At 52.2% G+C, this 14,782-nt stretch carries 13 protein-coding genes; all 13 read left to right on the top strand.

Annotated features, from left to right (window positions below; genetic code table 11):
* The first annotated feature begins 1 nt into the window (after position 1).
* The 13 genes from AAHF05_RS12670 to AAHF05_RS12610 all read left to right on the top strand — a co-directional run bounded on the left by AAHF05_RS12670 (position 2) and on the right by AAHF05_RS12610 (position 14,753).
* A complete protein-coding gene (locus AAHF05_RS12670; RefSeq protein ID WP_128347561.1) occupies positions 2–1,423 on the top strand; it encodes a serine/threonine-protein kinase in 1,422 nt (473 codons plus the stop codon).
* Positions 1,424–1,459: 36 nt separating this feature from the next.
* A complete protein-coding gene (locus AAHF05_RS12665; RefSeq protein ID WP_129323416.1) occupies positions 1,460–2,926 on the top strand; it encodes a phospholipase in 1,467 nt (488 codons plus the stop codon).
* Entirely contained in the window at positions 2,923–3,684 is a 762-nt protein-coding gene (locus tag AAHF05_RS12660; protein ID WP_075204612.1) for an ankyrin repeat domain-containing protein, read from the top strand. Before AAHF05_RS12665 ends, AAHF05_RS12660 begins: the two co-directional genes overlap by 4 nt.
* A 14-nt stretch (positions 3,685–3,698) precedes the next feature.
* Entirely contained in the window at positions 3,699–4,454 is a 756-nt protein-coding gene (locus AAHF05_RS12655; RefSeq protein WP_129323417.1) for an ankyrin repeat domain-containing protein, read from the top strand.
* Positions 4,430–4,918, top strand: coding sequence for a hypothetical protein (locus AAHF05_RS12650; RefSeq protein ID WP_241697857.1), 489 nt, complete (start codon positions 4,430–4,432; stop codon positions 4,916–4,918). Before AAHF05_RS12655 ends, AAHF05_RS12650 begins: the two co-directional genes overlap by 25 nt.
* Positions 4,919–4,949: 31 nt before the next feature.
* The gene (locus AAHF05_RS12645; RefSeq protein ID WP_129323418.1) at positions 4,950–5,717 is read left to right on the top strand and encodes an ankyrin repeat domain-containing protein; all 768 of its coding nucleotides are present in this window, start codon (positions 4,950–4,952) and stop codon (positions 5,715–5,717) included.
* Complete coding sequence (locus AAHF05_RS12640; protein WP_241697858.1) at positions 5,714–6,112, top strand: hypothetical protein; 399 nt, start codon at positions 5,714–5,716, stop codon at positions 6,110–6,112. Before AAHF05_RS12645 ends, AAHF05_RS12640 begins: the two co-directional genes overlap by 4 nt.
* Before the next feature lie 141 nt (positions 6,113–6,253).
* Positions 6,254–8,176, top strand: a complete 1,923-nt coding sequence (locus AAHF05_RS12635) for a type VI secretion system Vgr family protein (RefSeq protein WP_028018731.1) — start codon at positions 6,254–6,256, stop codon at positions 8,174–8,176.
* 201 nt (positions 8,177–8,377) lie between these two features.
* Positions 8,378–8,884 carry a hypothetical protein gene (locus tag AAHF05_RS12630; RefSeq protein WP_241697859.1) on the top strand — a complete coding sequence of 169 codons (507 nt, stop codon included), beginning with the start codon at positions 8,378–8,380 and terminating at the stop codon, positions 8,882–8,884.
* A gap of 2 nt (positions 8,885–8,886) precedes the next feature.
* A complete protein-coding gene (locus tag AAHF05_RS12625; RefSeq protein ID WP_241697860.1) occupies positions 8,887–9,327 on the top strand; it encodes a hypothetical protein in 441 nt (146 codons plus the stop codon).
* Positions 9,328–9,480: 153 nt separating this feature from the next.
* A complete protein-coding gene (locus tag AAHF05_RS12620; protein ID WP_129323420.1) occupies positions 9,481–9,921 on the top strand; it encodes a DcrB-related protein in 441 nt (146 codons plus the stop codon).
* A gap of 3 nt (positions 9,922–9,924) precedes the next feature.
* Positions 9,925–14,304: an RHS repeat-associated core domain-containing protein gene (locus AAHF05_RS12615; RefSeq protein ID WP_241697861.1), complete on the top strand. Its 4,380-nt coding sequence runs from the start codon at positions 9,925–9,927 to the stop codon at positions 14,302–14,304.
* Positions 14,283–14,753 (top strand): Imm26 family immunity protein, encoded by a 471-nt coding sequence (locus tag AAHF05_RS12610; RefSeq protein ID WP_028018735.1) that lies wholly within the window; start codon positions 14,283–14,285, stop codon positions 14,751–14,753. Before AAHF05_RS12615 ends, AAHF05_RS12610 begins: the two co-directional genes overlap by 22 nt.
* Positions 14,754–14,782: the final 29 nt, after the last annotated feature.

The raw sequence follows: 14,782 nt of genomic DNA, 5'->3' as shown, positions 1-14,782 counted from the left end.
GATGACGGATAATGATAACAATCGGACTGTTCCAAACGCGCTCCCGGTCGGGTATCGCTTCAACGAGTTTGAAATCAAAGAGGTGATCGGCGGCGGTGGATTCGGCATCGTCTATCGCGCGTGGGATCATCAGCTCGAACGCACTATCGCTATCAAAGAATTTATGCCTTCTTCGCTCGCCGTGCGTGGCGATGACATGACCCTCGTGCTGCGCAGTGAGCGCTTTGGCAAAGCCTTTTCCGCAGGCCTGAACAGCTTTATTCAGGAGGCCCGTCTGCTGGCGCGTTTTAACCACCCGAACCTGCTGCACGTCCTGCGTTTCTGGGTACAAAACGACACGGCCTATATGGGGACGCTGTTTTACAGCGGTACCACGCTTTCTCGCCTGCGTGAAGAAAAGCCGGAGCTGATTAACGAGGCCTGGATCCGTCGTACGCTGCCGATGCTGTTTGGCGCGATTAAGACCATCCATGACGAGGGTTATCTGCACCGCGACATCTCCCTGGATAACATTCAAATTCAGGAGAACGGTCTGCCGGTACTGCTCGATTTCGGCTCCGCACGTCGCACTATTGGTAACCTTTCTGACGAAACGGAAACCATGTTGCGCCCTGGCTTTGCGCCGATTGAGCAGTACACCGACGACAACGAAAGCGAGCAGGGCCCGTGGACAGATATTTACGCCCTCGGCGCGGTGTTGCGTACGCTAATCGTGGGATCGCCGCCGCCGGTCAGCGTGGTGCGTTCTATCCAGGACACCTGCAAACCGCTGGTAGAAATCATGCCGCAGGGCTATTCCATTCCGCTGCTGCAGGCCATTGACCGCGCGCTGGCGCTGCACATGGAAGACCGTCCGCAGTCAATCGACGAGTTTGCCGCGCTGATTGAGATGCCGGTCGCCGGTATCAACGACGTGCTGACGGCGAAAAAACCTGGCACGATGCTGGTTCCGGTGGAAGAGGAAAAACCGGCTTCTGTACTCGACTGGCGTCGCTACAAGATCCCTGGGATGGTTGCCGCAGGTGTGCTGGTAGGTGTTGTCGCCGGAGCGATGCTGTTTAGCGGCGGCCATGATGCGCCTGAGCAGGCTGCACAGGCACCGGCAGAAACACGTCCGACAGAAACCGCCGCGAACACGTCAGACGTGAAGCCAGAAACGGCGAAGGTTAATGAACAGGCGACTGCGCAGCAGACGCCACCACCTGTTGACGCCAGCCCGGTTGCCCTGGTCTATATCCGTATTCTCGACGGCGAAACGCTGAGAGTAAACGGCGAGACAAAAGCGCTGCGTCCGGCAACCAACGGCTATGCGTCGCTCAAGCTGCCCGCTGGTGAAGTGAAGATTGAATTGCAGGGCAACGGAAGAACGCGTAGCCAGACGCTGGATATTGCGAAGCCTGGCACCTGGCTGGTGAATCCATAAGTAAGGTAGACAGGGACAGGTAACAGGACGGAGCGAATGTATAACATTAAGTTTGTCTATCTTTTCAATGAGAATGTCTCGCCAGCGCTTTTTGCGAAAATTATCCGCCCGTCCGTTGCCGGGCAGTGGATTATGTCGGTTCCTGACAATTCGCTGCGCTCCTTGTTCACACGCTACGATTTGCTGCACGCCATCACTGGCGCGAATCCCTATCAGTCAGGGCGTGATACCCGTAAGCTGATTGTGCAGGATCTCGATATTGGCAGGGTCGTTGCTATCGACGAGAGCTATCGCAACTGGTCGTCAGTGACGGAGATGTTTTATATCAATGCTGATGGCCGTCTGCAGGCCGCCTCGTTGAACGGTCTGGGCTGGTACCCGGTAAGTACCATTGTCGATCGTTACGAAACGATGGTGCGAACCTATGGTTCTCGCCCTGCGCCAACAGTGCTGCCGAAGCAGGTTGTGAAATCCAAAACGGCACAGATGCCGGATAAGCCGACACCGGGCAAAGACGGTAAAACCTACGCGGCGCAACTGCAGGAGATGACCAAGGCAGAGCGCTGGCAGGCACGTAAGGATCTGATTGCGAAGGGAAGCAATAGCGTGTATCCCGATGCGCAGATTGCGGCTAAACGCCTGGCGGCGAATAATATCGCGGTAGAGAAAGCGAAACTGGCGGAGAATGTATATAAGACCGTGAACCCGCTGGAAACCACGCCTGGGGTGCCTGAGGGGTGGAAGGATATTAGTAATGATGCAAATGCGTTGAAGAAATATGGTCTGGAAAAGGAAGTTCTTTTTGATCATGCTGATACGCCTGATTTTCTTGCACGGATGTATGAACCTGATCCCGATGTGTTTGGCAACGACATGAATCCCACATTAGTGTTCAGAGGCTCACGAGAACCAGAAATACCTCCTTTAAATGATTATATCTCCGCATTAAAGAATAAAACGGATTTGCCTACTGTGAAAAACGGTGCTGACTGGATGAATAATTTTATGCAGGCCGTAGGAGGGGAAGCTCCTTATTATCGAAATGCGGTTGATTTAGGCCGTAAACTGGCCATGACAAAGCAGAAAATAGATATAGCAGGGCATTCACTTGGAGGTGGGCTTGCTTCTGCAACATCGATGGCTAGTGGTAAAGCAGGATGGACCTTCAATGCCGCTGGGTTAAATAGTAAGACCGTAACAAAATACGGTGGGAATATCGTAGGAAGCACAGATAACATCCAGGCATATCGGGTAGAAGGCGAACTACTAACCAAAGTACAGGAAATGAATCTTTGGGAAGACTTTAAGACGGTCAAGGGATATCCACCAGCGTTAGTTCTCAAGGAAGAGATTTCCGCACTAAGCCCAAACGCCGCAGGTATAGCACACGATCTTCCTGGCGGGACTGGAAACGAACTGGATCGGCATGGTATCAATCAGATTGTTGATTGTATTGAGAAACAAAAGGATGAGGATATTTCTATCATCGGGAGTCGCGTGTGAGAATGCTATTTGCAGTCATTGTAGCGCTATTTTTAACATTCATGGTTCAGGGGTGTAAGGAAGATATGGGTTTAAATCCGAATGACTATTTCACCGGGCAACAACTCTTACTGGCTGAATCAATCGAAAAAGGTGATGCCCAGAACGTGAAAAATCTCGCTGCACAAACGGATCTCAATAAGCCCGGCGAGCATGAAATGACATTGCTTTTTTGGGCATTAGGCAATGCAATGAATGAAAAGAAGACTGCTGATCAGCTAAATATTGTAACCCTTTTAGTCAAGGCGGGGGCGGATCCACTCCAGCCACGTTCTAAAGGTAAAAGTAGTCCTGCAGAGTTTGTCCTCATGGCCGATAGCGGTGTATGGATTAAAGCGCTGCTTGATGGTGGATTGTCGCCTAATGCAAAGGATAAAACATTTGATAAGCCAATTGTTTTCCAGTCAATAAAGGCTAAAAATACTGAAACGTTAAAAGTAATGTTGGATTATGGTGCAGATATAAACACAGTTAACTCGTTAGGCAGTACGCTGCTATTTGAAGCCTTGAATTATCATGCGTATGATCACGTTTTCCTTTTATTAGAGCGTGGCGCTGACCCTGAGATTAGGGCCGATAATGGATGGACGATGGTAAATCAATTGCAGAGACTGCTTAATGTGGAAGAAAAAGATAGTGATGAATATAAGATGTTAATAAAAATAAAAGATGCTGTCGTTGCGCATGGTGGGAAGTGGCCGCCTGCACCGGTTAAATAGGCAACATAAAGGACATGAATCTTACCACTCGTCTAATACTGATTTTCATTCTTCTGTTACAGGGATGTAGACAGAATACAGATCAAAACCCACAAGACTACTTCAGCGGCCAGCAACTGGTTCTGGCTCAGGCTATTGAAAGAGGCAAGATAGATGAAGTTAAAAAACGTCTAACGGGAACCGATCTCAACAAGCCTGGTCAGCAGGATATGACGCTGCTCTTTTGGGCGCTGATAAATACGCTCTATGATAAGAAAACGCAACCGCACCTACAGATTGTCACGGAGCTGATAAGGGCTGGAGCCGACCCGCTTCAACCAAGGCCTAATGGAAAAAGTAGCCCGGCAGAATTTGTTCTTATGGCGGACAGTGGTGACTGGATAAAGGCGATGTTGGATGGTGGGTTATCCCCGAATGCGAAAGATAAAGTATTCGATGAACCCATTATCTTCGAAACCATTAAAGCCAAAAATACCAGGACGTTGGAAGTGATGCTTGATAAAGGAAGCAATATTGATGTTGCTGATTCATTAGGTAAAACGTTGCTGATTGATGCCCTTGATTACGGAGCCTACGATCATGTACTTCTTTTGCTGCAGCGTGGAGCAAACCCTGAGATAAAAGCTGAAAGTGGCTGGTCGATGGGAAATCAATTGCAGCTCGAACTGGAGAGAGCGCAAGAGGGTAGCGAGTTATACAAGAAGCTTAACGAAATTAAAGAGGCGCTTATTCAATATGGCGGTAAATGGCCACCAGTCCCAGTAAAATAAGAGATAAGCAGGACATGACTGGAAAAGATAAGGTTTTCTTTTTCTGGGGTGGTATGGATATTCTTGCCATCATACTCTATTGTGTGAACTCAGTACGAATGGGAAGAATACCTGTCATTTCGGATACCCAATCATTTATTGATCTATGGCATGTACACAACGCTGTAGTGCCTGGTATATTCGTAATGATCCTTTTTATCCTGGATCTAGGACTTCTGCTTTCTTTTTTTGTCTCAGCAATTCTTTTCTTTAAACGGAAGCACTGGGCAGTTAAGTTTGCTCTGTTTCAAGAAGTTTTTCGATTGATATCATTCCGTTGTTCCGTTTCATTATTCCCGTTGCTGGTGGGCGTTACTGGTATCTCGAATGTTTGGGTTAATCTTATTTTATTCATAATCTCCGAAACGCTAAAATTGTACTCCCTAAAATATTATAAATATGTGCAGAAGGGAGTTTCTGCGTAAAATAGTGCTTTTATCAAGCACTGAGGGGCGAATGATTCTTCGAAATTTTTTCGTGTTAGTAATAGTAATCCTTTTGCCAGGTTGCAATTGGGATGTAGAGATGGGCCCCCGGGATTATTTCAGTGGTTCACAGCTTTTTCTGGCTGAGGCAATTGAGCGTGGCGATACGAGTCATGTAAAAAAACTTGTTGCAACAACTGAACTCAACAAACCTGGTAAAGAGGACATGACGCTGCTCTTTTGGGCGCTGATGAATACGCTCTATGATAAGAAAACGCAACCGCGCCTACAGATTGTCACGGAGCTGATAAGGGCTGGAGCCGACCCGCTTCAACCAAGGCCTGATGGAAAAAGTAGCCCGGCAGAATTTGTTCTTATGGCGGACAGTGGGGAGTGGATAAAGGCGATGCTGGATGGTGGATTATCCCCGAATGCAAAAGATTACGTTTTTGATAAACCCATTATTTTTCAATCAATTGAAGCAAAAACTACCGAGACACTGAAAGTGATGCTTGACCGGGGCGGTAATATCAACATTACGGATTCACTTGGTAATACGCTGCTCATTGATGCTTTCGATTTTCATTCCTACGATCATGTTTTCCTTTTACTGGAGCGTGGGGCTGATCCTGACATTCGTGCTGATAATGGTTGGACATTAGGAAATCAGTTGCAGCGTTTTCTGAGAAAAACAAAAAAAGACAGCGACGAGTATAAAGACCTTATTGCTATTAAAGAATCACTTATTCGACATGGTGGTAAGTGGCCACCAGAGCCGGTCAAAAGAGGGATTGAGTGAATATAACCGCGAAAAATAAAATATTCTATTTCTGGGGCATTATGGATGTCATTGGTATTGTGTTTTATTCAATTGGCCCATACCACTTGCTTCAGTCATGGTGGGATTCTACAGGCGGAAACTTTGGTGTTATTATCTTTATGCTGATAGCAGGAGGGGTAAACGGTTTATTGGCGGGGCTTTTTTATCTCGTTTACCTTCTGTGGCCGGTTTCATTATGCTTCTCTGCCTGGTTTTTTTTTCACAACGCACCGATATGCCGTCCGGTTTGCTCTGGCGCAGGAAGTACTGCGCCTGCTCACCATGAGTTGTTCGGTGACCTTGTTCCCGATGATTATAGTCGGTCTTGGAATGAGTGTTATCCCTCTCAATATCACGCTGTTTGTTTTTTCTGAAATAGTGAAAATTGGTTCGCTCATATTTGTAATGAAAAAATATTGTTCTGTGAATATCAAGTCTGATTCAGAATAGCCATTATCATCGTACGTTTATTGCCGTAATTATCTACATCGCATAAGCCATATGGATTAACGATTATGCTCAACCGAATTACCGTTCAGCTCCCGGTCGAGGGGCTTCTTTTCTGGAAACTTTCTGGCCGAGAGGCGATGTCCGAATCGTTCGCCCTGACGCTGACGCTGCTCGGCACGGATGCGCGCATTGACCGCAGTAAACTGCTGGGGCAGCCGGTCACGGTCACCATTCCGACGCAGAATCTGCTCACTTCCCGCTACATCAACGGCAAAGTCACACGGGTGGGGGTCAGCGCCGTGGAACTGACGGGCACCCGCTATGCGGTCTATCAGTTAACGGTAGAGCCAGATTTGTGGCCGATGAAACGTGACCGTAACCTGCGTATCTTCCAGGGCCAGACGGTGCCGCAGATTGTGAAAACCCTGCTGGGTGAGCATCAGGTCAACGTTGAGGATAAACTCACCGGCAGCTACCGGGTGTGGGATTACTGCGTGCAGTATCAGGAGTCCAGTCTGGACTTCATCAGCCGTCTGATGGAGCTGGAAGGGATTGCTTATCACTTTAATCACGAAGCGGACAAACATACGCTGGTGCTGACCGACGCCGCGACGCAGCATCAGCCGTTCAGTGGCTATGAGGTCATTCCTTACCACCAGACTCCGTCCGGCGGCAGTACGGACGAAGAGGGAATCAGCCAGTGGGCGCTGGAGGACAGCGTCACGCCGGGGATTTACAGCCTCGACGATTATGACTTCCGCAAGCCGAATGCGTGGTTGTTCCAGGCTCAGCAGAACCCGGCGTCACCGAAACCGGGCAGCATCGACGTCTACGACTGGCCGGGTCGCTTTGTGGAAACAGGGCATGCGGAGTTCTATGCCCGTATACGCCAGGAGCGCTGGCAGGTGGAGCATCAGCAGATTCAGGCCACCGCGACGGCGGCAGGAATTGCGCCAGGCCACACCTTCACGTTAACCAACGCGCCGTTCTTCAGCGATAACGGTGAGTATCTGGTGACGGCCGCCGGTTATCACCTCGAAGAGAACCGCTATGCCAGCGGCGAGGGGGAAACCATTCACCGTACCGATTTCACGGTCATCCCGTCGGCGGTGGTCTACCGTCCGGCGCAGTCCACGGCATGGCCACGCACCTACGGGCCGCAGACCGCGAAAGTGGTGGGACCGCAGGGGGAAAGTATCTGGACGGATAAATATGGCCGCGTGAAGGTGAAATTCCACTGGGACCGTCTGGCGAAGGGCGATGACACCAGCTCCTGCTGGGTACGCGTGTCGAGCGCGTGGGCGGGCCAGGGCTACGGCGGGGTACAAATCCCGCGCGTCGGCGATGAGGTGGTGGTGGACTTTATCAACGGCGACCCGGACCGTCCGATTATTACCGGCCGTGTGTATAACGACGCGAGCATGCCACCGTGGGCGCTGCCCGCGGCAGCGACGCAGATGGGCTTTATGAGCCGCACGAAAGACGGTTCCGTCGACAACGCAAACGCTCTGCGCTTTGAGGACAAAGCAGGTGCAGAGCAGGTGTGGATCCAGGCCGAGCGCAATATGGATACCAGCGTTAAAAACGATGAAACGCACAGCGTCGGCGGGGAGCGCAGCCATTATGTTAAGAAAAATGAATTGCATCGGGTGGAAGCAAACCAAATCCAGGCCGTAAAAGGCGGAACCGAAATCCTGACGGGTAAAGGCAAGCTGGATGCGGCGGTAGAGCAGTATGTCATTGCTTCCGGGACGAAGCTGCGGCTGGTCTCAGGTGAAAGCGCTATTGAGCTGAATGCTAACGGCAAGATTAACCTGATCGGCAAAGAGTTTAACTTCTTTGTTGAGGGCGATGGTTATATCACCACAGGCGGTAAGCTGCATCTGAATACCTCCGGTACAAATCCAGGTACCACGGCACCGGGAGCGGGACATAAAGGGGATATTGATGCGGCGGTGCAGGAGAAATTTACGACCAAAGGTGAGTAAGGCAGGAGCGGTGCTTGCCGCTCACTTAAAACGTTATCCGTTATGAATCTGAGTGCTGCACCGCTTCGGTTTCACCATGAAAAAACCTGACTCTCTTGCTTTAGTCTTCATTTTTCTCCAGTGGTTAGAAACGCAATACACATTCCTTAAATGACAAATAACGTGAAAAAGTGCATCCCGACATATCTCTGCTGTGCCCTGATGTTGACCTGTCTGAGCAGTTATGAAGTATTGGCTCAACAGGTTTTAGTAAAACAGGATTTTTCTGTGCAGGTAAAAGACCATACTGTCGCATTGGGCGACAGGTGGACTCATGACGTTGCGCGTAAAATCGAGGTGCCGGTTGAAGGGAATTTTGTTGGTGAGGTTCCTTTTGACGGAACCAATTATAAATTCTACCGGCATCAAAGGGCTGGGTTAGAAATATTCAGTTCCAATCTCTGGTGGGATAAAGCGGAAAGACGCGTTGATGATTATATCGTGTCGCAGATTACGCTGACGGTAGCGGATATCAAAACGCCGCGTGGTATCCATGTGGGTTCAACGACGACGGAACTGAATAAAGCATACGGTGACGGTCTGGTCGAAAATGATTCCGGGGAACGGTGGGTTTCCTATGAATTGGGTAAGAAATTGCTCTCTTTTGAGATTAAAGACAGCAGGATCGCAAAAATAACAATGAATTACGATAATGGTACTTCAGAGTGATTATGACCAGAAAATATTTGGCAGCTGCCTTGCTCGCAGCTTTATTGACTGGCACTGTTGAGCCGTCATTTGCGCTTGAATTATCGCAATACAATAACCTCGATACGGTAAGTCGCATCGTTGACGACAGTGCAGTGACAGACAATCTCAGGAAGGCGCTGGGTCGAGATTACGAGACGTTTATTGATAACTTTGATGTCTTTGGTGAACCGCATACCACCCCAGGTGGCGGATTGTTTGTTGAAGGCTGGCTAAAAGATCTTTATCAGGAGAACGCATCAGCTCTGGTCATCAATCCTGACGGCAAAATCTTTACGGCCTGGGTGGTTCCGGAGTCGGACGTTATACAATATCGGTCATCTGATAATAGTCCGGATATTCATGCCGATATTCGGCAATGGGCCGCCAGATTTAATACGATGCATTTCGCAACGATGAACTAATCAAGATTATGCACCGTAAAATTTATTGTCAGCAAAGGCAGCCATATTTTATTCGACAAGTCAGGTCATTGGCTTACAAAATAAAATAGCCAGCCAACAGGCCAGCGTGGATTGGCCATTCCTCTCTCAATAGTCATCATCCCGAGTTCACTTATGAAATACATCCTTCAGGAAGGCTCATTTTCCCTATTCCCTGCTGCCTGGCAGGATAACAGCATGAACATTATTCGTGATGACGAAAGTGGGTTGTCCGTGGTGGTCAGTCGCGGCGTTATCCCGGATGGCAGCAACTACGAACAAGAGTTCCACCGCCAGTGGGATGCTCTGCGTCCTCAGATGGGTGAGATTGCCCAGAGTGAATTCCGCAACGTAAAAGCCGGGCCTGACGGAAAAATTAATGGGCTGGAAGTTGAGACCACCTTTGACCGTAATGGCCAGCGCCTGTGGCAAAAACAGCTGGCCGTTCAGACACCGGGCAAACCGGTATTGATGATTTTTACCCTCTCGGCACTCAGAGCCTTCACCGAAGAGGACGAGGTGCGCTGGAGCGCGCTTAAGCAGAGTCTGACGCTAAACGACAACCGGAATGTGTAAGGCATGAGCGATAACAACGCGGCCCGTAAGGGCGATGAGATTATTCACTCCAGCATTTTTGCTGACATCACCAGCATTGTGGCGGAAGGTGCCGCCTATGCGGTGATCGGTGCGGCGGTGGGCGCGGCAGCCACCGTCGCTGCACCATTGCTGGGGGCGGGGGCTGCTGCCGCAGGCGTGGCGGCGATTGGTTCCAGCTGCTTGCTGAGCGGTATCATTGGCGGGGTGCTGGCAAACGTGGCGGGCATCACCGACGATATCAGCAACGCTGCGGAGGGATTGGGTAATGCACTTTTCCCGCCGTCGCCTGCGGGTAAAATCACCACCGGCTCGAATAATGTTCTGACGAATGCGATCCCTGCTGCACGCGCGGCGGGCACGCTGACGCCCGCGGATACCCCTTCACCCGAACCGCAGTCTCCGGGAAGCTTTGCCGATTACGCGGGTATGCTGCTTTCCGCCGCCGGACAGTTCGGCAGTGAAATGTGGCAGCCGAGTGTGGCATCTGCCGCTGCGGGGACTTCGCCGCTGGAAGAAGACAAGGTGGCGTGCGAAAAACACTCCGGGCCGCAGTATCTGGCAGAAGGCTCCAAAAGCGTCTTCATCAACGGACAACCCGCTGTGCGTGCGAAAGATCGCACCACCTGCGAAGGCACCGTTTCCGATGATGTCTCCCCGAACGTGATCATCGGCGGCGAAACGCTGACGGTCCGCGATATCAAAAGCGGCAAAACGCCTGGGCTGGCGCTGGGGATGATTGCGCTATCCTTGCTGCGCGGGCGTCCGGGCAAGATCCTGAAAAACATGCCCTGTGCGCTGGCGGCAGCCGGCGGCGGGATGCTGGCCGATATGGCCGTCAATGCCGTGTTTGGCTCCTCGCATCCGGTTCACGCCGCCACCGGCGTGAAGGTCTTGAATGACGACGACGAGCTCGACTTCTCGCTGCCGGGACGTTTCCCGCTTCGCTGGCAGCGCAGCTATAACAGCCTGACCACCCGCGAAGGGCTGTTTGGCCTGGGCTGGGCTACCACTTTTGACAGCTATCTGAAGCTGGAAGAGAACAACGCCACCTGGTTCGATGAAACCGGACGAGAGCTGACTTTTGAGCTGCCGCCGGTTGACCGCGCGTTCTACAGCATCAGCGAAGGCATCATTATCCGCCGTAATGAGAGCGGCGACGTGGCGATTGCCGACGATGACGGCGCTGTGTGGCGTCTGTATAAACCAACCCGGGCGGAGACATCTATCCTGCGTCTGGCCTCTCTCAGCGACGAATACGGCAACGCGCTGCTGACGGAGTGGGACGAGCACGGCAGGCTGGTCGGTCTGCACGATGAGTTGCGGGCGATAGACGTCACCCTGCGCTATGAAGATGAACGTTTCCCGCAGCGCGTTACCGCTGCCAGCCATTTTGACGGTAACCAGACATGGCCGCTGATGCAGTGGCGCTACGATGCGCGCGCACAGCTGGCGAGCGCGACGGATGCTTCCGGCGTGGTGACGCGTGAATACCGCTATAACGACCACGGCCTGATGGTCTGGCATCGCCTGCCGGGCGGTCTGGAAAGTGAATACCGCTGGAAAAAATTTGACCACTGGCGCGTAGTGGAAAACCGCACCAGCACCGGGGATGGCTGCCGCTTCACCTACGATCTGGACGCCGGGCTGACCACCGTTGAACACTACGATGGTCAGAAACGTCAGCACTACTGGAACGCGCAAAATCTGATAGTCCGCTACGTTGACGAGCGCGGCGAGAACTGGCGCTACGCGTGGGATGACAACGAGCTCCTCACGCAACGCATCGATCCGCTCGGGAACGTCGTCACCTTCGTCTACGACGACATGGGCAATCGGGTGCAGGAGATCGACGCCGACGGCAATGCCCGTACCACGACCTGGCTGGAGCACCGTGCGCTGCCGTCAGCCATCATTGAAGCCGACGGCAGTGCCACCCGGTTCTGGTACGACGAACATCACGGTCTGAAGCGCGTGGTGGACCCGATGGGGCAGACCACGCAGCTGCGACGGGATGAGTTCGGTCAGGTGGTTGAAGAGGTGGACGCCGCCGGGAACAGCCGCTACCAGGAGTACAACGATGCCGGACAAGTGGTGCGTGCGACGGACTGCTCTGGCCGCACGACCCGGTATCACTATCATCCGCTGGGCTGGCTGACGGCTGAGATAAGCGCTGACGGTGAAGAGACCCATTACCGCTACGACGCGGCAGGGCGTCCGGTGCAGCTTGATCGCCCTGAAGGCTGGACAGAGTCGCTCAAATGGAACGAACGTGGCCTGCCGATGAAGCATGCGGGCGCCGACGGTAAAGAGAGTGAGTTCAGATACGATGAGGCAGGGCGCTTAACTGCCACCCGCAATACCCGGGGCGAAGAGGTTCGCCGCCGCTGGGACAGCCGCGGGCGTCTGATTGCTCTGGAAAACGAAAACGGCGAAGCGTATCAGTTCCGCTGGGGCGCAGACTCGCTGCTGCTGGAAGAGGTGGGGCTCGATGGGGTGGCCTCGCAGTATCGCTACGACGCATGCGGGCGCACGATAGCGCGTACCTTTGCCGCCGGTCATCCCGAAGCCATTACTCACGCCTTTGCCTGGAGCGCGAGCGGCCAGTTGGTCGCCCGCACCACGCCGGAAGGACAGACCCGCTACCATTACACCCCATCCGGTCTGTTAAGCCGGATTGGGCTGCACCCTGCGCTTTCAGCGGACGCGTGGAGTACCGAGGCAGAGCAAGAACTCGCCTTTGAGTATGACGCGCTCGGTCGCGTGACGCGCGAGGCGGGCGAGCACGGCGAGCTGGCGTGGGAGTATGACGCGCTGGGCAACCGCACGTCCGTCACGCTGCCCGATGGCCGCGAGCTGAAGCAGTTCTACTACGGCAGCGGGCATCTGCTCAGCATTGCCCTCGATAAGCTGTCGGTCTCCGACTTTACCCGCGACGAACTTCACCGGGAGACCAGCCGCACCCAGGGGCTGCTGACCACCCGCAGCGAATACGATCGTCTTGGGCGACTGCATCGCCGGGACGTCTTTACCGGCAACGCTCAGCGCCCTTCGCCGCGTCGCTGGTCCCGCCGCTGGAATTATGACTACCGCAATAACCTGGTGCGCGAAGAGCGGGACGATAACCCGTTCAGCTGGTACCGCTGGCAGTACGACAGCGCCGGGCGTCTGCTCGTCCAGGACGGTACGCTGCCCGGCCAGGAGCAGTGGCGCTGGGATGCGGCCGGTAACCCGATCGAAGGATCTGCTGAGAAGGTCACGCACAACCGCCTGACGCAGCTGAACGGCATTCGCTGGCGGTATGACATCCACGGCCGCACCGTGGAGAAGGATAACGGCCAGACCCGCTGGCATTACCGCTACGACGGTGAACATCGCCTGACGGAGGTTATCAGCCAGCCGCGGGACCGCAATAAACCGCAGACGCAGGTGAGCTTCCGCTACGATCCGCTCGGACGCCGCATCAGCAAAACGCGCCGACAGATGCTGGGCGGTCAGCCAGCCGGCAAGCCGGTCACCACCCGGTTTGTCTGGGAAGGGTTCCGCCTGCTGCAGGAAGTGCACGGGGATGTGCCGCTGACCTACGTCTACAGCGACCAGGACAGCTACGACCCGCTGGCACGTATTGACGGCGTGGATGCGCCGGAGATTTTCTGGTTCCACTGCCAGCCCAACGGCACGCCGGAGCGGATGACCGATATCGAGGGGCAGGTACGATGGGAAGGGGTGAACAGCGCCTGGGGCAAGCTGCTGCGGGAAAGCGAGACGCAGCTATCAGGATATTCTCAGAACCTACGGATGCAGGGGCAATACCTGGACCGTGAGACAGGGCTGCACTACAATCTGTTCCGGTATTACGACCCGGACTGCGGAAGGTTTACGCAGCAGGACCCGATAGGGCTGGCGGGGGGGATAAACCTTTACCAGTATGCGCCGAATGCGCTGGGGTGGGTGGATCCTATAGGTTTAACCGCTTGCAAAAATGGGAGCCCTAAACGGTCAGTGAGAAACATGTCTTTTGCTGACTGGATTAAAAGAAAGGCAAAAGGTGGGAATAATACCCATGTGTATTTAGGATATAGAGATGGTAAACCTGTCTATGTAGGTATCAGTAAGGATGTAGATATTCGTGCTGTACAGCATGGTGAAAGATTCGACAAATTAGTTAGAATCACTGAAGAACCGTTAAATCGCGGTCATGCACGGAGCATAGAACAAGCAGTTATTCATAATAATCCCCATTTTGAGAATTCTATCAATAGCATAAGTCCGACAAGAAAGTTATACTCGGATGCTGTTTCGTGGGGTGAAAATTGGCTTAAAAAGAATGGGATTAATGTAAAATGGCCGACAAACTTACAGTAGTGTCAGGAAATGAAAAGCAAAAAAAGTGGCCTAAAGAAGGCGATGTTTTTTACTTTCAGTTAAATGATGGCCGATTAGGCTATGGTATGGTCTCCTTGGGTAAAATAGATGTCGGCCCATTCAAAAATGCTATAGTTATATATATATATAACTATTTTACATCTTCGCTTCAAGAAGATGCTGTATTGGCAAGAGATAATTTGCTATTGCCGCCAATTATTACTGATAATTCATGCTGGAAAAACGGTTGCTTCGTAACATTTAAAACTATCGAAACGAGCGAAGTGGATATCTTACCACAACATTATTTTAAAAATCCTGTCAGAAATAAAATATATGATCAGCATGGAGTGGCAATTGACTCACCGACTGAGAATATACCAATCGGTGAAGAGTCGATTCAATTCTATAAAAGCGTTATAAAATCTATAGAAAGCTTTATTAACTAATAGACTAGGCCGGGGAAATATTTCCGGTC

The organism is Enterobacter adelaidei, from assembly GCF_041937165.1.
Taxonomy (GTDB): domain Bacteria; phylum Pseudomonadota; class Gammaproteobacteria; order Enterobacterales; family Enterobacteriaceae; genus Enterobacter; species Enterobacter adelaidei.
Note: the sequence above shows the minus strand (reverse complement) of the source record. Positions and strands in the feature narration are given on the sequence as shown.